We start from the raw sequence: 16,522 nt of genomic DNA, 5'->3' as shown, positions 1-16,522 counted from the left end.
CTTCAGAGAGATCGCGATACCTTCACCGCCAGCAACCGGACCAGTTCCGGGTCCATGAATTCATAGTCGTCGGGAATATCGAGGCAGATCACCCGAGCCTTCCTTAGACTGGCCCTGAATTTCTGCTGCAGTTTGCCGCGGTGCGCCTTTTCCATCACGAAGATGATATCGGCCCAGGCGACAAGTTCGTGCGTCAACGGAGTGTCGGCATCGTGATTGGTGCCGGCCGAAGCGACCTCGATGTCCCTGCGACCGGAAAACACCTGCTCCGCCGTCGGGCTGCGCAAGCGATTCTGGCTGCAGACGAAGAGAACGTTCTTCACCGGTACTATCTGGCCAGATCCGCCACGACGGCATCGAGCACGATCATGCCGGCCGGCGTGGCGCGCAGGCGGGCATTGCCGATCGGCGCCACCAGGCCTTCGTCCTGCAGCACCGACAGCCGTGCCGTCGACAGGCCGCGCCCGGAAAACGCCTCGTAGCGGGAAAGGTCGATGCCTTCCGCCAGCCTCAGCCCCATCAGCAGGAACTCGTCGGCTTCTTCCGATCGCGTTAGGATCTCGCCGCCGGTGACGCCATGGCCCTTGGCCTCGACCAGATTGGCCCAGGTCTCCGGCATTTTCTCGGCGATTGTCACCACGCGCCGCCCGCTCTCGACGAAACGGCCATGCGCGCCGGGACCGACGCCGACATATTCGCCATAGCGCCAGTAGGTGAGATTGTGCCGGCTTTCAGCGCCGGGCCTGGCGTGGTTGGAAATCTCGTAGGCCGGCAGCCCGTGCGCGGCGGTGATCTCCTGCGTCAACGCATAGAGATCGGCGGCAACATCGTTGTCTGGAATGATGAATTTCCTTGCTGCATGCAGTGCATGGAACGGCGTGCCTTCCTCGATGGTCAGCTGGTACAGCGACAGATGGTCGGCGGCGTGGCCGATCGCCTGCTCGAGTTCCGTCTGCCACGCTTCAGGCGTCTGGTCCGGCCGCGCGTAGATCAGGTCGAAGGACAACCGTGGGAAAATCTCGCGCGCCAGGCCGATCGCATGCAGGGCCTCATCGACATTGTGCAAACGGCCGAGAAAGCGCAGATCCTTGTCGTTCAGCGCCTGCACGCCAAGCGACACCCGGTTGACGCCCGCCGCGCGATAGCCGCGAAAGCGCTCGGCCTCGACCGAGGAAGGATTGGCCTCCAGCGTCACCTCGATGCCATCTGGTACCGTCCAGTTCTTCGCCACGGCATCCAGCACCGCCGCCACGGTCTGCGGCTTCATCAGCGACGGCGTACCGCCACCGAGAAAGATGCTTGTCACCTCGCGCGGCCCGGTGCGGCCGCGCATGGTCGCCAACTCGGCCTCGAAGGCGCGCGCAAAACGCTCCTGGTCGACCGGCTGGTGGCGGACATGGCTGTTGAAGTCGCAATAGGGGCACTTGGCCGCGCAGAACGGCCAGTGGATGTAGACGCCAAAACCCGGGCTGCGGTCGAGCAGCATGGTCATGCCGCGGCCAATCGGGCTTGCGCGAATTTCTGGAAGGCGCGGGCGCGGTGCGACAATGCTGTCGGCTGGCCCGGCTTCCAGCCATGTTTTTCCTCAGCGGTCATCTCGCCGAAGGTTTTTTCGAACCCGTTGGGCAAGAACACCGGGTCGTAGCCGAAGCCGAGTTCGCCGCGCGGCGGCCATACCAGCGTACCTTCGACCTCGCCGCGAAAATATTCAGCCTGGCCGTCGGGAAAGGCTAGGCAGATGACCGCGACAAAGCGGCCCTTGCGCTGAGCAGGCGCGATCGCGCCAACTTCCTGCAAGGCCACTTCCGTGCGCTGCATGGCCATGCCGAAGTCGCGGGGGCCGTCCGGCGTCTCGGCCCAGTTGGCAGTGTAGACGCCGGGTGCGCCGTCGAGCGCATCGACACATAGGCCGGAATCGTCCGACAGCGCCGGCAATCCAGTGGCCTTGGCAGCGGCCAAGGCTTTTATGAGCGCGTTCTCCTCGAAAGTGGTGCCGGTCTCGTCCGGTTCCGGCAAGCCGTATTCCTTGGCGGACCTCGCTTCTATGCCGAACGGCGCCATCAGATCGGCGAATTCGCGCAATTTGCCGGCATTGTGGCTTGCGACGACGATCTTATGCCCATCAAGCGAATGAACAATTGGCGAATGAACAGTCTGCGAATGCATCAGATGCCCCAGATTCTTGGCTCGGCGAATTCGATCGAATTGCCCGAGGGGTCGCGAATATAGATCGAGCGGCCGCCTTGCGGCCACTCGAACTCGCTTTCGATGGCGATGCTCTTTGCTTCCAGGTGCGCTTTCCAGCGCACGATCTCGTCGGCGCTTGCGGCGAAACAGAGATGGCCCTCGCCGACGGCGCCATGCGGCGGCACTGGCAGCCTGGCGTCGGCCGGCGGCGGCACTTTCGTCGCCTCGGCATTGAAGATAAGCAGCACGCCGTCGCCGCAGCGGAAGAAGAGATGCCTGCCCTCGACCTTGCCGAGCGGATCGAGCCCGAGGACGCCCGAATAGAACCGTTCCGCGGCAGCGAGATCCGTCACGTAGAGTGCTGATTCCAGGATTGCGGAAGGAGTCACAGGATCGTCACCCTCATCGTCATAACCTGAAGATCAGTCCACCGCCATCTGCTGCAGGCTGACCAGGCGCTGAATGCCTTTCTTGGCCAGCCCCATCAAGGCCGCGAACTGCTCTTCCGAGAACGGTTCGCCCTCGGCCGTGCCCTGGATCTCGACGATGCCGCCCTTGCCGGTCATGACGAAATTGGCGTCGGTTCCGGCCGAGGAATCCTCGATATAGTCAAGGTCGATGACCGGCTGACCATCATGGATGCCGCAGGAGATCGCCGCAACGTGATCCTTCAGCACCTTGCCCAGGCTCGCCATTTGGCGGGCTTCCATCCAGCGCAGGCAATCGTAAAGCGCCACCCAGCCGCCGGTGATCGAAGCGGTGCGCGTGCCGCCATCGGCCTGGATCACATCACAGTCGACGGTGATCTGCTGCTCGCCGAGCGCCTGCAGATCGACCACGGCGCGCAGGGAGCGGCCGATCAGCCGCTGGATCTCCAGCGTGCGGCCGCCTTGTTTGCCGGCCGAAGCCTCGCGGCGCATGCGCTCGCCGGTCGAACGCGGCAGCATGCCGTATTCCGCCGTCACCCAGCCCTTACCGGAGTTGCGCATCCAACCCGGCACCTTTTCCTCCAGGCTGGCCGTGCACAGCACATGCGTGTCGCCGAACTTCACCAGGCACGAGCCTTCCGCATGCTTGGAGACGCCGCGCTCGAAGGAGATGGGGCGCATTTCGTCGAACTGGCGTTTGGAAGGGCGCATTCAGGCTTCTTTCTTTCTTCGGGATCTTGGCCGGCTTGTAGCCGCACGGGGCGTGAGGCGCAAAGGAAAATGGACCGGTTGCGCCGACGCCGCGGAAGTCTATATCTTCGCGCCGGAGGTTTTTGGCTCGAAATGACCAAGGCAGTCGATCCCGGTTCGCAATCGCACGTGCTCCCGTCGCACGCGCTGCAATCGCCCGCGCTTCAATCGCTCGACATGCGTTCGCGCGACATCTTCCGGCGCATCGTCGATTCTTATCTGAGGGATGGCGAGCCGGTCGGCTCGCGCAGCCTGTCGCGCATCCTGCCGTCGTCGCTATCGCCGGCCACCATCCGCAACGTGATGAGCGACCTCGAGCATCTCGGCCTGATCTATGCGCCGCATATTTCGGCCGGCCGTCTGCCGACCCAGGCTGGCCTGCGCTTCTTCGTCGATGCGTTCATGGAACTCGGTGACCTCTCCGACGAGGAGCGCCGCACCATCGAGGCGCAGGTGCGCGCCTCCGGCTCGGGCGCGACGCTGGAGCATATGCTGACCGAGGCCAGCCAGATGCTGTCCGGCATGTCGCGCGGCGCCGGCCTTGTGCTCGCCGCCAAGAACGAGGTGGCGCTGAAGCACATCGAATTCATCCAGCTCGAGCCGACCAAGGCGTTGGCCGTGCTGGTCTCGCAGAACGGCGACGTCGAAAATCGCGTCGTCGATCTGCCCGCCGGCATCACCGTCTCGCAATTGCACGAAGCCTCCAATTTCCTCAACGCCCATATTCGCGGCCGCACCCTGGCCGAAGCGCGGGTCGAGATCGCCCGCATCAAGGAAGAGACCAGGGCAGCCCTCGATACGCTTTCACAGGATCTGGTCGAGAAGGGCCTGGCGGTCTGGGCAGGCGCCGAAAGCGGGGTGCCTGGGCGGCTTATCGTGCGCGGCCGCGCCAATCTCCTGGAAAACGTCACTGCCCAGGCCGACATCGAATTGCTGCGGCATCTCTTCGAGGATCTCGAAACCCAGGACGGACTGATCCAGCTCCTCGACCTCGCCGAGGAGGGCCCGGGCGTGCGCATCTTCATCGGTTCGGAAAACAAGCTGTTTTCTCTGTCGGGCTCATCACTGGTGGTGGCACCCTATCGCGACAAGGACGCCCGCGTCGTCGGTGCGCTCGGCGTCATCGGGCCGACGCGGCTGAATTATGCGCGCATAGTACCGATGGTCGACTATACCGCGCAGCTGATTTCGCGCATGCTGCGCTAGGAGCCGCCGCGGCCTGCCGCAAGGAGAAAAAGAATGGCGCTGGAATCGTTCAAGGCCCAGATCAGCCTGCTGCTCGAAGAAATGATCAACCAGCCAGAGGATCAGCACGAGGTGCAAGAGCAGTTGCGCGAGAAGCTGCAAGAGATGCGGGCCATGGGCTTGCCGCTGCCGGCCGATCTGGTCGCGCTGGAAAAGCGCCTCGACGACGATTTCTACGCCGCCGGCAAGTGAATCGGGGTTCGGCTTCAAATCCTCGTGTGCTGGACGGCCGCTTGGAACGACCAATGCCTCATCCCGTTTGCCCTTTTCGAGGCGAATCCCGGAGGACGTTGATGATCCGATCTGGCGGCTTTGCGGCCATTGCCGCTGCTCTCCTTGTTGCGACACCGGCAGCCGCCCAGCAGGCGGATCAGAAGGTGCTCAAAGGCGAAGCCGCTTTTGGCGATTGGCACGCCGACAGGCCTGGCACCCGCCGCCTGATCGGGGCGCAAGACATGCCGCCAGCCGATCCCGCCCAATCCGCTTCGAACGGCGCCGGCGTGGCGGAACGGCCCGAAAGCGCCAAGCCAGATTTGCCGCCGGGCTTTTCGGCCGAACTGATCGCATCCGGCATCGTCAATCCGCGCGTCGTGCGCGTCGCTCCGAATGGCGACCTGTTCGTTGCCAACAGCCATGCCGACCAGATACGTGTCTACCGTCTCGCCGAGGACAGCGCCAAGCCCATCGAGAAAGCGATCTTCGCCAAGGGGCTCAGTTATCCCTACGGCATCGCCTTCTATCCGCCAGGAGACAAGCCGCAATGGGTCTATGTCGCAAACAGCGACAGCATCGTCCGCTTTCCTTATCGCGACGGCGACCTGAAGGCATCCGGCAAACCAGAAACCATTGTCGCGGAAATCCCGTCGGGTGGTCACACGACCCGCGACATCGCCTTCTCGCCGGACGGCAAGACGCTTTATCTGTCGGTTGGCTCCGCGTCGAACGTCGGCGAGGACATGGAGGAGCCGGATGATGGCTTGGACGCCTGGGTGAACTCAAAGCCGCTCGGTGCGGCCTGGGGCTCCGAGGACGGCCGTGCCGATGTGCTCGCCTTCGACCCGGATGGGAAAAATCCCCGAACTGTCGCCACCGGCCTGCGCAACTGTACGGGCATGACCGTGCAGCCCGCCACCGGCGCATTGTGGTGCGTCGTCAATGAGCGCGACGAACTCGGCGACAATGTGCCGTTCGAATTTGCAACTGCAGTCAAGGACGGCGGATTCTATGGTTGGCCTTGGTACTACATCGGCAATCACGAGGATCCGCGCCATCAGGGCGAGCGGCCCGACCTCGCCGGCAAGGCCACTGTCCCCGACGTGCTGATGCAGGCGCATTCGGCGCCGATGAACATAGCCTTCTACGACGGCAACAACTTTCCGGCGGATTATCAGGGTGACGCCTTCGTCACCATGCATGGTTCGTGGAACCGTGGCGCCAGGACCGGCTACAAGGTGGTGAGGCTCAAATTCAGGGATGGCAAGCCGACCGGCGAATATGAGGACTTCATGACCGGCCTCGTTATCTCGAACGACGCCGTCTGGGGCCGCCCGGTCGGTATCGCCATCGCCAAGGACGGCTCGCTGATCGTCACCGAGGACGGCAACGGCACCATCTGGCGCGTTACCTACGAAGACGGCCGCTCTTGAACGGCGGTGTCGCCTGCTGCGCTGGCGCAATCGAATCCGGGCCGAGGGAATTCACCCAACTTCCACATTGTGCGACAAGAGCGAATCATGACGCTCACCGGGTTCCTCGCCTATAGTGCTGCCCTCGGCATCGCCGCAGCCATCCCCGGCCCCGGCGTCACCGCACTCGTTGCGCGTGCGCTGGGTTCCGGCTTCCGCTCGTCGCTGGCCATGTCCTTCGGGCTGATGCTCGGCGACCTGACGTATCTCACGGCCGTGGTGCTCGGCCTCGCTTTCGTCGCACAGACCTTTGGCATGATCTTTCTGATCATCAAATGGCTGGGCGTCGCCTACCTCGCTTTTCTTGGCTGGCGTTTCTGGACGAACGGCATCACGCCCGAGACGGTGGAGGCGAAGAAAGGCAAGGGCGGCTTGGCATCCAGCTTTGTAGCCGGTCTCGCCGTCACGCTCGGCAATCCGAAGACGATGATCTTCTATCTAGCCATCACCCCGACCATCGTCGATCTGAAGACGATCACGCTGGCCGATTACGGCATCCTAGTTGCGCTCACGATCGTCGTCCTGCTTGTGGTGCTGGTGCCTTATCTGGCGCTCGCGGCCAAAGCGCGCTGGTTCCTGAAGTCGCCGCGGGCGCTGAGGGCACTCAACCGCACCGCCGCCGGTTTCATGATCGGGGCAGCGGCAGCTATCGCCGCCCGCCAATAGACCTCTTTCGCCAAGCCGGCCAGGAATTGTCACACCTTTCCAAGGCGGGGTATTCGGCACGAACTTCACTCGGATATTTTCGATCGACAGCCTATCTTGCGCGGCGGATGGCTCTATCTTATGCCCGCCCGACTCTTGCCGCTTGACCTCTGGGAGGAAAATCAATGAACAAACCCGCCACCCCCACACACGTGCCCGGCCGCGGCCGCATCTATAATTCGATCACCGAGACGATCGGCGACACGCCGTTGGTGCGGCTCGACAAATTCGCCAGGGAGAAGGGTGTCGTCGCCAATCTGCTGGCCAAGCTCGAATTCTTCAACCCGATCGCCTCGGTCAAGGACCGCATCGGCGTGTCGATGATCGAGGCACTGGAGGCTTCTGGGAGGATTACGCCCGGCAAGACCACGCTTATCGAGCCGACCTCGGGCAATACCGGCATCGCGCTCGCCTTTGCCGCCGCCGCCAAAGGCTACAAGCTGATCCTGACGATGCCGGAAACCATGTCGGTCGAGCGCCGCAAAATGCTGGCGCTGCTCGGCGCCGAGCTGGTGCTGACCGAAGGGCCGAAAGGCATGAAGGGCGCCATCGCCAAGGCCGACGAGCTGGCCGCGACGCTGCCCGATGCCGTCATTCCGCAACAATTCGAGAACCCGGCCAATCCGGAAATCCATCGCCGCACCACAGCCGAGGAAATCTGGAACGACACCCATGGCGAAGTCGATATCTTCGTTGCCGGCATTGGAACCGGCGGCACCATCACCGGCGTCGGCCAGGTGCTGAAGAAGCGCAAGCCCTCGGTGCATGTCGTCGCCGTCGAGCCGGAGGCCTCGCCGGTACTGTCCGGCGGCCAACCCGGCCCGCACAAGATCCAGGGCATTGGCGCCGGCTTCGCACCAAAAATCCTCGACACGACGATCTACGACGAGATCGTCAAGGTCTCGAACGAGGATTCGGTCGCCAATGCACGGCTCGTCGCCCGTCTCGAAGGTGTACCGGTCGGCATCTCGTCGGGTGCCGCCCTGCAGGCGGCGATCGTCGTCGGCTCGCGGCCGGAGAACAAGGGCAAGAACCTCGTCGTCGTCATCCCCTCCTTCGCCGAGCGCTATCTCTCCACGATCCTATTCGAGGGATTGGGTGCTTAGAGTCTGGACAGGAGTTTTTGGCCGGTTCGTAGCGATCCTTCGCGCTGCCCCTCCGGCATAAAAAGTTCTGTTTCGACGCTTCGGCGTGGACTGCTGAAAAACCACCTGTGGCGGGCGTCGTTCGCTTGAGCGGCGAGTCACTTCCAAATCGTCGCTGCACCGGCAGGTGGAGGACTTCATGTACAAGCTCTATACGCGTGCCAATACCGGCGGCTTTGTCGTCGAGGCGGCGCTTGCTTTAGCGGGAGTGCCTTTCGACCAGATCGATGTTCCAAAAGGCCGACCCAACCAAGCCTTCCTCGACATCAATCCCTTGAACCAGGTCCCGGTCCTGGTCTTGCCGGATGGGCATTCGATGACCGAGTCGGCGGCAATCTGCATCCTGCTCGCCGAACGCTATCCGGAAGCAGCTCTAGCGCCGGCAGCGAACACACCTGACCGCGCCGACTTCCTGCGCTGGATGTTTTTCATGTCCTCCGTCATCTATTCGGCTGACCTGCGGTTCTTCTACGCTCATCGCTACACGACAGATCCCGGCGGCGTGGAAGCCGTCAAACAGGCGGCGGTCTCGGAAATGGATCGCGGCTTCGCCATTCTCGATGCCGCCCTCGAAGGCCGCGACTGGCTGGTCGGCGACCGGCTCTCGCTGGCCGACATCTATCTCGTCATGTTGGTGGCTTGGCATCCCGAGGTCGCGAAGATTCCAACCGCTTGGCCGAACATCGAACGCCTGTGGGCCAATTTGCGGGAACATCGGGTGATAAAGAGGCTGAATGCTTCCCACGACATGTGGCCGGCCTAAGCACTCCGCCTTGTCTCAGTGTCTTTCCGCGCGGTCGAGACCTGCCCGTCGTTCCTGCAGGAACCGGCGCACGGCCGGATCGCGTTCGAGGCCGATAGCCCGGTCATAGGCCTCGCTCGCTTGCGGAACTCTGCCGAGTCTTGCCAGCAGGCCCGCTCGGGCGGCCCAGTAAGGTTGATAGTCATACAGCCGCTTGTCGCCGCTGAGTTGATCAAGGGCGCCCAATCCTGCCGAAGCACCTTCGGCCTCGGCAATCGCCACCGCACGGTTGATCGACACCACCGGCGAGCCGGCAATCACCGACAGCGCGTCGTAGAGCTCCTTGATCGCGACCCAGTCGGTGCCGCCGGTCAGCCGCCTTGTCGCATGGGCTGACTGCACGGCGGCCTCGAGCTGGTAGCGGCCGACCACGCCCTTGGCAGCGGCGCGCCCGAGCAGCATCTCCGCTTCGTCGATCATTGTATCGTCCCACAGTGCAAGATCCTGCTCCGCTAGCGGCACATAGTCGCCTGCCGCATTGCGCCGCGCTGCGCGCCGCGCTTCGGCGAACAGCATCAGCGCCAGCAGGCCGAGTGCTTCCGGCTCATCCGGCATCAGCGAGGCGACCAGCCGGCCGAGCCAGATGCCTTCGGTCGCGAGATTGCGCCGCTGCGCTTCGGTGCCGGCGGGGTCGGACCAGCCTTCGGCAAACGCCGCGTAGATCGCTTCCAGAACGGTGCCCAGCCGCTCGCCGAGTTCGGCCCGCTCCGGCACGCGGAACGGAATGCCGGTCTCGCGGATGCGGGCCTTGGCGCGCACCAGGCGCTGGCTCATCGTGGCCGGCGAGACAAGAAAGGCCGAGGCGATGGTCGCTGCGTCGAAGCCCAGAACCGTCTGCAGGATCATCGGCGCGCGGATACCGGCCTCGATCGCCGGATGAGCGCAAGCAAACATCAGCCTGAGCCGCTCGTCCGGCAGGTCTTCGTCGGCCATGCGTGCCTCCATCTCCTCCGCGATCAGCCTGAGGTGGTCGCGGCCCGCCTCGCTTGTCAGCCGCCGTCTGAGCGCGTCGACGCGGCGCCGGCGCGCCACCGCCAGCAGCCAGGCTTCCGGCTTGTTGGGCACGCCCGCCTGTGGCCAACGCTCGAGCGCCGCTGCAAAGGCATCGGCCAAGGCGTCCTCGGCAGCGGCCACGTCGCGCGTGCGTGCGGCGAGATAGGCGACCAGCTTGCCGTAGCTTTGCCGGGCGGCCGCTTCCGCCGCCGCCCGTGCGGTGTCGGGCAGTTCAGGCATCACATGGTGAGTTCCCAGATCGGCCGCACCTCTACCGTGCCGGTGCTGGCGCCCGGGCAGCGCGCCGCCCAGGCAATAGCCGCGTCGACGTCCTCCGCTTCGATCATATAGAAACCGGCAAGCTGCTCCTTGGTGTCGGCATAGGGGCCGTCGAGCACGTTGGTCTTGCCATTGGCCATCCGCACCGAGGTAGCGGATTGCGTCGGCTTCAGCCGGTCGCCGGCGAGCCAGGCGCCGGATTTCTTCAACGCTTCGGTGTAGGCGACGTACGCGCTCGACATCTGTGTCACCGCATCTGCCGGCGCCGCTGCCATCCCCGCTTCGTTTCCGTAGATCAAAAGCATATATCGCATGGTCTTCTCCCGTTTCTCGAAGGCCGCATCGTTGCGAGCCGGACTTATGTCGCGCGGCCCTGCCGGATTTCGACAGGTGCTGGAAAAATCTTTCTGCCGCGACGCGACCTCGCGCAAGCGCCAACCTGTTGCGGCATTGCTTAGCCGTTCGTCTAATCGCTGCTATTGCGGGTTGGCATTTCCCGCCCGCTGTCTAAACTCGCTTCGCTTCGTGCCGCAGAGGAGGGCACGGCGGCGAGTTTTTCAGGGAGGAAATCGCATGCTCAATTTCAGGACGAAATTTGTTGCAGCCGGCGCGCTGGCGCTGTCGCTTGGCCTTGGCGCGGTATCGGTCAAGGCACAGGAATTCATCAACGTGCTGACCGGCGGCACGTCGGGCGTCTACTATCCGCTCGGCGTCGCGCTATCGGAGATCTATAGCAAGGGCATAGAAGGCGCGCGCACCCAGGTGCAGGCGACGAAAGCGTCGGTCGAAAACCTCAATCTCTTGCAGCAGGGCAAGGGCGAGATCGCTTTCGCGCTTGGCGATTCCGTCAAGCTGGCCGCCGAGGGCAATACCGAAGCCGGCTTCCCAGGCAAGCTCGACAAGCTGCGCGGCATTGCCGCCATCTATCCCAACTACATCCAGATCGTCGCCAGCAAGGAGTCCGGCATCAAGACGCTCGCCGACCTCAAGGGCAAGAGCCTGTCGGTCGGCGCGCCGGCCTCGGGCACCGAGCTCAACGCCCGCACGATCTTCGCCGCTGCCGGGCTGAAATACGAAGACCTCGGGCGGATCGAATATCTGCCCTTCGCCGAATCGGTGGAGCTGATCAAGAACCGCCAGCTCGACGCCACGCTGCAATCGGCTGGCCTGGGCGTTGCCTCGATCCGCGACCTCGCCACCTCGGTCCCGGTCAACATCGTTGCCGTGCCGGCGGAGGACGTCGCCAAGATCGGCTCGCCCTATCTTTCCGTGGTCATCCCGAAAGGCACCTATGAGGGCCAGACCGATGATGTCGCGACCGCCGCCGTCGGTAATTTCCTGATCACCAGCGCCGATGTCTCCGACGAGACCGCCTACCAGATGACCAAGCTGCTGTTCGAGCATCTCGACCAGCTCACCGCTGCCCATGCCGCCGCCAAGGCGATCGACCCGGCCAAGGCGCTCGACGGCATGCCGGTGCCGCTGCATCCAGGCGCCGAGAGGTATTACAAGGAAAAGGGCGCCATCCCTCCCCCTTGAGGGGAGGGTGGCCCGCAGGGCCGGGAGGGGTCCTCGGCGACGCGCTCCATCGTTCAGGCAAAGGTCGAGGCAGTTGAGGTTACCCCACCCGTCCATCCGCCTTCGGCGGCTGTCCACCCTCCCCTCAAGGGAGAGGGACGCCCCCCAGGAACCCCGCCAATGACCGAAACCCCGACCGTTCTTTCCACCACAGCCGAAATCCCTGTCGAAGGCCTGCCACCGGGCTTCGGCGAAGGCATCGCCGGCAAGGCGGCTTTTTTTATCGCCGTCGCCTTCTCCATCTTCCAGATCTACATCGCCGCCTACGGCAGCCTGCCGAGCCAGGTCGTGCGCGCCATGCATGTCGGCTTCCTGCTGCTGCTCGGCTTTGCCCTGATCGCCAATCTGCGTGCCAAAAGCGTCCCGGCGAAAGCAGTCTTCTGGACTCTCGGCGTGCTCGGCTTCGCCACCGGTCTGTACAACTGGGTATTCTATGCCGACCTCATCCGCCGCTCTGGCTTCCTCACCACGCCTGACCTGATCGTCGGCGCGGTGCTGGTCGTGCTGGTCTTCGAGGCGGCGCGGCGGTTGATGGGACTGCCGCTTGCCGTTATTGCGTTCATCTTTCTCGCCTACGCATTTGCCGGCAATCATCTGCCACCGCCTTTCATCCATCGCGGCTATGATTTCGCCCAGCTCGTCGACACCTTCGCCTATGGCACCGAAGGCATCTACGGCACGCCGATCTATGTCTCGGCCGCCTACATCTTCATCTTCGTCGTCTTCGCCGCCTTTCTCGAACGCGCCGGCATGATCGCGCTGTTCAACGATTTTGCACTTGGCCTGGTCGGCTCATGGCGCGGCGGCCCGGCGCAGGTCTGCGTGCTGTCCTCGGCGCTGATGGGCACCATTTCCGGCTCCGGCGTCGCCAACGTGGTGGCCAGCGGCCAGTTCACCATCCCGCTGATGAAGCGCTTCGGCTTCCGCTCGGCCTTCGCCGGAGCCGTCGAGGCGACCTCGTCGATGGGCGGCCAGATCATGCCTCCGGTGATGGGTGCGGTTGCCTTCATCATGGCCGAGACGCTGAACATTCCCTATGCCGCGGTGGTCAAGGCGGCGATCATTCCGGCACTGCTCTATTTTGGCGCCTGTTTCTGGCAGGTGCATTTGGAGGCCGGCAAGGCCGGCCTGCACGGCATGGCCAAGGCCGACCTGCCCAATCCGTGGGATGCGGTGAGACAACACTGGCCGCTGGTACTGCCGCTCGCAGCACTGATCTATCTGCTGTTTGCCGGCTACACACCGGTCTTCGCCGGCACCATGGGCCTGGCGTTGACCATTGTGCTTATCCTCGGCACGCCGCTGGCGGCATCGATCGGGCCGCTCGCCTTCCGCGTCGTCTTCTGGCTGGCGCTCGGGCTTGCCGCCGCTTCCTTCATGAAGTTCGGCGTCAACATCCTCAGCCTGGTCATCGCCGTGCTGGTCGTCGCCTGCCTCACCTTCAAGGGCGGGCGCGAGACACTGCGCATATGCGTCGATTCCCTTGCCGAGGGAGCAAAGAACGCGCTGCCGGTCGGCATTGCCTGCGCCATCGTCGGCATCGTCATCGGCACGCTGACGCTCACCGGCATCGCCTCGACCTTCATCGGCTGGATCATCTCGATCGGCGAGAACAATCTGTTCCTGTCGCTGCTTTTGACCATGCTCACCTGCCTGGTGCTCGGCATGGGCATCCCGACCATTCCCAATTACATCATCACCTCGTCGCTAGCCGGGCCGGCGCTTCTGTCGCTCGGCGTGCCGCTGGTGGTCAGCCATATGTTCGTCTTCTATTTCGGCATCATGGCTGATCTCACCCCGCCCGTGGCGCTGGCCGCCTTCGCCGCCGCACCCATGGCCAAGGAAAGCGGCCTCAAGATCGGCATCCAGGCCACCAAGCTTGCCATTGCTGGCTTCGTGGTGCCGTTCATGGCGGTCTATACCCCGGCGCTGATGCTGCAGGACCCCGGCCCGATCGCCGCCCAGTTCGGCTATCCCGTCGAGGTCGCCTACATCGTCATCAAAGCCTGCATGGGCATCGTCCTGTGGGGCGCCGCCGCCGTCGGCTTTCTCGCCCGGCGCATGGCCTGGTGGGAACGCCTCGTCGCCTTCGCCGCTGGCGTGCTGCTGGTTGCGGCGCTGCCGCTCACCGACGAGGCGGGCTGGGCGCTGTCTCTTGCCTGGATCGGGTGGCACTGCTGGCGCGCGCGGCAGGCGTCACTGGCCAATTCGGCATGAGCCTCTGCATCGTCGCGGCCGGCAAGACGATGACGCTCGCGGTCGCCGCCTTCACGCTCTCCTGGACGCATTCTGTGGAGAAGACCCAGTGGCAGGAAGACTGGAAGGTGCTGCCGTCCGGCCTGCAACTCGTCGAGGCACGAATCAAGGGCTCGGGCGCCGGCATGGAGCCGCCGCAAGGCTCGGCGCTGCGCGACGGCTGGTGGGTCTATGCGCCCCGGGTCGGGCCACAGCGGCGCCTGGTGCTCGCCGCCTCGGGCGCCACGGGTCAAGGCTGGACGCTGTGCACGGCTCAGGACTGCCGCGAATTTGGCAAGGTGGCAGGCGACACGATCTCGCTGGAGCCGTGCGGGTCGGAAGGCTCTAGCCAGCCACGGTAGCGGGCGATCATGCCGGCAAGCGGATGCGAGATATCGACATGGAAGCGGAAGCGGCCATCCTCCACCGTTTCGTAGGAAGTCGAGCGTGGACCGAGCCAGATCGGCAGCGGCAAGCCAAAAAAGCTCCAGCGGCGCAAGACCAGTGCCAGCCGGCCGTCCTCGGCAACCAGTGCCATCGCGAAGGTCAGCGGGCCGAAGCGTTCGCACAGCAGGCGCTGCGATCGACCCCGGCCTGCGAACTGTAGGCTCGAAAAACGGTGCTTGCCGAATGTCCGCGTCCAGGTCTCGCCGTCCTTGTCGGTGTCGAAGCGGACATGAACCGGGATGTCCTCGCTTGCTCCGGGGAAGCCGACCATCCAGGCCATTAGCCGGCCAAGAACATTGTGCCCGCGTTCTACGCTAGCGCGGCCTGCGGCCGTGATCGTACGGTCATGCATTGACCGAATTGCCTCGGGAAGGCCTTGCCAGGCGGCACCGAGCAGCTCGGTATAGAGCGGCTTGTCCTCGTCCGCGGCCCCGTTCCTGAAGCCGGTGTAGATCGTCCGCCCGGCGAACAGGGCCTCATAGTCCCGGAGCTCTAAATCGCGCACCGCCGCCCGTGCGCCCGGCGCGGGCTGATGTCCGGCCAGCACTTTGCGGACCAGCGCTTCAACCGCCATCGACGGGATCAGCGGCCCATCGTTGCCCTCGGCCAAGAGATGCCACGAGCGCTTGCCGGTGGCGCCCGCGCGGTCCGATCCCTCCACCTCGACGAACATGCCGCCGCGATGCTCGCCCCAGCGCAGCCGGTTCGTCGCCTGATGCATCAGCGGCGCCAGCGGCGAAAGCGAACCGATCAACCCGGCGCGCACCAGCCAGGCGAGGCCGATCAGGGCGCGGTGCAGCACCTCGGGTACCGGCCCGGCTCCCATCCAGATGGTCCTCGCCTCCGGCCAAAGCTCGGCCAGAGCACGCAGGTCCGGAACGTCGACCAGCGAGAACAGCGTGTTTCGAAGCGGCAGCTGGCCCGGCGGCGCGATAGTGTAGCGCAGCTGCTCGGTAAACGGACAGCCTTGTTCGGGACGGCCATTACGAACAAGGCGCACCGGCTGACCGGTGTAACCGGCGATAGCGCGAATGACGTTTCCGCCGACACCGGCGAAGGGCGACGGCGCGATGCCGCCGCGAATTCCGTCGACCCGCGTCAGGTCCGAAGACAGGCGGCGCACAACCGCCGCCGTCAGCACCGGAAAGCTCGAGACTCCGGATAGCACGAAGACGCCGGCGTTTCGCGCCGCCTCGTCGAACGCAGAGACACCGGCGACGAAATCCGAGCCGTCGGCAAGATCGAGATAGTTGACGCGCCGGGCGATGCATGCCTCGATCAGGCCATAGCGTCCCTCGCCATAGGCCTGGAACGGACCGCTCGCGTCGACCACAATATCAGGCTCAAATGCAGCGAGTTGCACGGCGAGATCGCCGTCACGGTCGAACAGTGACGGCAGCAGTTGCGCTGCCGTCGGGGCGCGCTTCTTGCAATACGCGTCAGCCTTGGCGAGCGAGCGCCCGGCGACGAACAGGATCAGATGGGGCTCGCCCTCCAAAAGCTCGACGGTGCGACCGCCAAAGGTGCCATAACCGCCGACGACAAGAACCTTCATCCGCAGTTCCCCCAAAATGCCCCGCGCCGCTCCCGGCCACGGCGATGAGCCTAGCCGATCAATCTTGCCCTCACCTCGGCGGAAGGGATTTCACAATTGTCCTTCTTGCCGAACAGGGCGTAGCGGTTCTTTGCGATGCGATCGTAGAGCCAGTCGCGAAGCGGGCGCGGCAACAACAGCAGGATCCGCGCCGCTCGCCATGGCCAGGCGAGTTCGGCCATGACGGCAACGAAACTGTCCAGGCGTGTGAAAGCCGCGCCATCGATGATGACGAGATTGGTCTCGTAGCGATCCGTCTGCAGCCCGTATTTCTTGAACAGCATCTCGCCGAGCGGCGATTGCGCCGTTACGAAATGGAAGTGGCCCTTGCGGTCGAGCTTTACCACCGTCCGCACAAAACCCGAGCACAACACGCAGACGCCGTCGAACACGATCAACGAGCGACTTGATTCGAATTCTGGCGGCTCAGGAGAATGGTTCGGCTTGAC

At 64.2% G+C, this 16,522-nt stretch carries 18 protein-coding genes; 9 read left to right on the top strand and 9 right to left on the bottom strand.

Going from position 1 to position 16,522, the window contains the following annotated elements; genetic code table 11:
* Positions 1-2: 2 nt before the first annotated feature.
* The 5 genes from NKH63_RS21905 to rph are packed head-to-tail and all read right to left on the bottom strand — an operon-like array spanning position 3 to position 3,326.
* Entirely contained in the window at positions 3-323 is a 321-nt protein-coding gene (locus NKH63_RS21905) for a low molecular weight protein tyrosine phosphatase family protein (protein ID WP_352918704.1), read from the bottom strand.
* Between the two features lie 5 nt (positions 324-328).
* Complete coding sequence (gene hemW, locus NKH63_RS21900; RefSeq protein WP_023718836.1) at positions 329-1,492, bottom strand: radical SAM family heme chaperone HemW; 1,164 nt, start codon at positions 1,490-1,492, stop codon at positions 329-331.
* Positions 1,489-2,166: an RdgB/HAM1 family non-canonical purine NTP pyrophosphatase gene (gene rdgB / locus NKH63_RS21895; protein ID WP_023718837.1), complete on the bottom strand. Its 678-nt coding sequence runs from the start codon at positions 2,164-2,166 to the stop codon at positions 1,489-1,491. Before rdgB ends, hemW begins: the two co-directional genes overlap by 4 nt.
* Complete coding sequence (locus tag NKH63_RS21890; RefSeq protein WP_023718838.1) at positions 2,166-2,576, bottom strand: VOC family protein; 411 nt, start codon at positions 2,574-2,576, stop codon at positions 2,166-2,168. Before NKH63_RS21890 ends, rdgB begins: the two co-directional genes overlap by 1 nt.
* Before the next feature lie 33 nt (positions 2,577-2,609).
* Entirely contained in the window at positions 2,610-3,326 is a 717-nt protein-coding gene (gene rph, locus NKH63_RS21885) for a ribonuclease PH (protein WP_023718839.1), read from the bottom strand.
* A 132-nt stretch (positions 3,327-3,458) separates the two neighbouring features.
* Between rph and hrcA the strand changes: the two genes are divergently transcribed.
* The 6 genes from hrcA (at position 3,459) to NKH63_RS21855 (ending at position 8,908) form a co-directional block, all read left to right on the top strand.
* Entirely contained in the window at positions 3,459-4,571 is a 1,113-nt protein-coding gene (hrcA, locus tag NKH63_RS21880) for a heat-inducible transcriptional repressor HrcA (RefSeq protein WP_352481369.1), read from the top strand.
* Positions 4,572-4,604: 33 nt separating this feature from the next.
* Positions 4,605-4,802, top strand: coding sequence for a hypothetical protein (locus tag NKH63_RS21875; protein WP_023718841.1), 198 nt, complete (start codon positions 4,605-4,607; stop codon positions 4,800-4,802).
* A 101-nt stretch (positions 4,803-4,903) separates the two neighbouring features.
* On the top strand, positions 4,904-6,256 hold the full coding sequence (locus tag NKH63_RS21870; RefSeq protein WP_352592301.1) for a PQQ-dependent sugar dehydrogenase: 1,353 nt from the start codon (positions 4,904-4,906) through the stop codon (positions 6,254-6,256).
* Between the two features lie 87 nt (positions 6,257-6,343).
* Positions 6,344-6,961: a LysE family translocator gene (locus tag NKH63_RS21865; RefSeq protein WP_023718843.1), complete on the top strand. Its 618-nt coding sequence runs from the start codon at positions 6,344-6,346 to the stop codon at positions 6,959-6,961.
* Between the two features lie 164 nt (positions 6,962-7,125).
* The gene (gene cysK / locus NKH63_RS21860) at positions 7,126-8,106 is read left to right on the top strand and encodes a cysteine synthase A (RefSeq protein ID WP_023718844.1); all 981 of its coding nucleotides are present in this window, start codon (positions 7,126-7,128) and stop codon (positions 8,104-8,106) included.
* Positions 8,107-8,284: 178 nt separating this feature from the next.
* The gene (locus tag NKH63_RS21855; RefSeq protein WP_023718845.1) at positions 8,285-8,908 is read left to right on the top strand and encodes a glutathione S-transferase family protein; all 624 of its coding nucleotides are present in this window, start codon (positions 8,285-8,287) and stop codon (positions 8,906-8,908) included.
* Between the two features lie 15 nt (positions 8,909-8,923).
* Here the strand turns inward: NKH63_RS21855 and NKH63_RS21850 are convergent, their stop codons facing one another.
* Positions 8,924-10,180 (bottom strand): RNA polymerase sigma factor, encoded by a 1,257-nt coding sequence (locus tag NKH63_RS21850; protein WP_352495443.1) that lies wholly within the window; start codon positions 10,178-10,180, stop codon positions 8,924-8,926.
* Complete coding sequence (locus NKH63_RS21845) at positions 10,180-10,533, bottom strand: YciI family protein (RefSeq protein ID WP_023718846.1); 354 nt, start codon at positions 10,531-10,533, stop codon at positions 10,180-10,182. The genes NKH63_RS21850 and NKH63_RS21845 overlap by 1 nt, the downstream gene beginning before the upstream one ends.
* Before the next feature lie 259 nt (positions 10,534-10,792).
* Between NKH63_RS21845 and NKH63_RS21840 the strand changes: the two genes are divergently transcribed.
* From NKH63_RS21840 to NKH63_RS21830, 3 genes are all read left to right on the top strand, one after another.
* Complete coding sequence (locus NKH63_RS21840; RefSeq protein ID WP_023718847.1) at positions 10,793-11,758, top strand: TAXI family TRAP transporter solute-binding subunit; 966 nt, start codon at positions 10,793-10,795, stop codon at positions 11,756-11,758.
* A 159-nt stretch (positions 11,759-11,917) separates the two neighbouring features.
* Entirely contained in the window at positions 11,918-14,014 is a 2,097-nt protein-coding gene (locus tag NKH63_RS21835) for a TRAP transporter permease (RefSeq protein ID WP_023718848.1), read from the top strand.
* Complete coding sequence (locus tag NKH63_RS21830) at positions 14,011-14,394, top strand: DUF1850 domain-containing protein (protein WP_352592309.1); 384 nt, start codon at positions 14,011-14,013, stop codon at positions 14,392-14,394. Before NKH63_RS21835 ends, NKH63_RS21830 begins: the two co-directional genes overlap by 4 nt.
* On the opposite strand, the gene NKH63_RS21825 is transcribed toward NKH63_RS21830, so the two are convergent.
* Together NKH63_RS21825 and NKH63_RS21820 are read right to left on the bottom strand one after the other, a co-directional pair.
* A complete protein-coding gene (locus NKH63_RS21825; RefSeq protein ID WP_352918702.1) occupies positions 14,307-16,034 on the bottom strand; it encodes a saccharopine dehydrogenase family protein in 1,728 nt (575 codons plus the stop codon). The two genes, NKH63_RS21830 and NKH63_RS21825, sit on opposite strands and share 88 nt — an antisense overlap.
* 50 nt (positions 16,035-16,084) lie before the next feature.
* Positions 16,085-16,465, bottom strand: a complete 381-nt coding sequence (locus NKH63_RS21820; RefSeq protein WP_502895944.1) for a thiol-disulfide oxidoreductase DCC family protein — start codon at positions 16,463-16,465, stop codon at positions 16,085-16,087.
* Positions 16,466-16,522: the final 57 nt, after the last annotated feature.

Origin of the sequence: Mesorhizobium sp. M0960, from assembly GCF_040319055.1 — a bacterium.
Lineage (GTDB): Bacteria > Pseudomonadota > Alphaproteobacteria > Rhizobiales > Rhizobiaceae > Mesorhizobium.
The sequence above is the reverse complement of the archived record's forward strand: the minus strand, read 5'-3'. Positions and strand labels throughout refer to the sequence as shown.

Bases quoted from the DNA above. Each gene is read 5' to 3' on its own strand.
- NKH63_RS21825 (WP_352918702.1), bottom strand. From the start codon at position 16,034: ATGAAGGTTCTTGTCGTCGGCGGTTATGGCACCTTTGGCGGTCGCACC.
- NKH63_RS21835 (WP_023718848.1), top strand. From the start codon at position 11,918: ATGACCGAAACCCCGACCGTTCTTTCCACCACAGCCGAAATCCCTGTC.
- NKH63_RS21855 (WP_023718845.1), top strand. From the start codon at position 8,285: ATGTACAAGCTCTATACGCGTGCCAATACCGGCGGCTTTGTCGTCGAG.
- NKH63_RS21845 (WP_023718846.1), bottom strand. From the start codon at position 10,533: ATGCGATATATGCTTTTGATCTACGGAAACGAAGCGGGGATGGCAGCG.
- cysK (WP_023718844.1), top strand. From the start codon at position 7,126: ATGAACAAACCCGCCACCCCCACACACGTGCCCGGCCGCGGCCGCATC.
- rdgB (WP_023718837.1), bottom strand. From the start codon at position 2,166: ATGCATTCGCAGACTGTTCATTCGCCAATTGTTCATTCGCTTGATGGG.
- rph (WP_023718839.1), bottom strand. From the start codon at position 3,326: ATGCGCCCTTCCAAACGCCAGTTCGACGAAATGCGCCCCATCTCCTTC.
- hrcA (WP_352481369.1), top strand. From the start codon at position 3,459: ATGACCAAGGCAGTCGATCCCGGTTCGCAATCGCACGTGCTCCCGTCG.
- NKH63_RS21875 (WP_023718841.1), top strand. From the start codon at position 4,605: ATGGCGCTGGAATCGTTCAAGGCCCAGATCAGCCTGCTGCTCGAAGAA.
- NKH63_RS21865 (WP_023718843.1), top strand. From the start codon at position 6,344: ATGACGCTCACCGGGTTCCTCGCCTATAGTGCTGCCCTCGGCATCGCC.
- hemW (WP_023718836.1), bottom strand. From the start codon at position 1,492: ATGACCATGCTGCTCGACCGCAGCCCGGGTTTTGGCGTCTACATCCAC.
- NKH63_RS21840 (WP_023718847.1), top strand. From the start codon at position 10,793: ATGCTCAATTTCAGGACGAAATTTGTTGCAGCCGGCGCGCTGGCGCTG.
- NKH63_RS21850 (WP_352495443.1), bottom strand. From the start codon at position 10,180: ATGCCTGAACTGCCCGACACCGCACGGGCGGCGGCGGAAGCGGCCGCC.
- NKH63_RS21870 (WP_352592301.1), top strand. From the start codon at position 4,904: ATGATCCGATCTGGCGGCTTTGCGGCCATTGCCGCTGCTCTCCTTGTT.
- NKH63_RS21830 (WP_352592309.1), top strand. From the start codon at position 14,011: ATGAGCCTCTGCATCGTCGCGGCCGGCAAGACGATGACGCTCGCGGTC.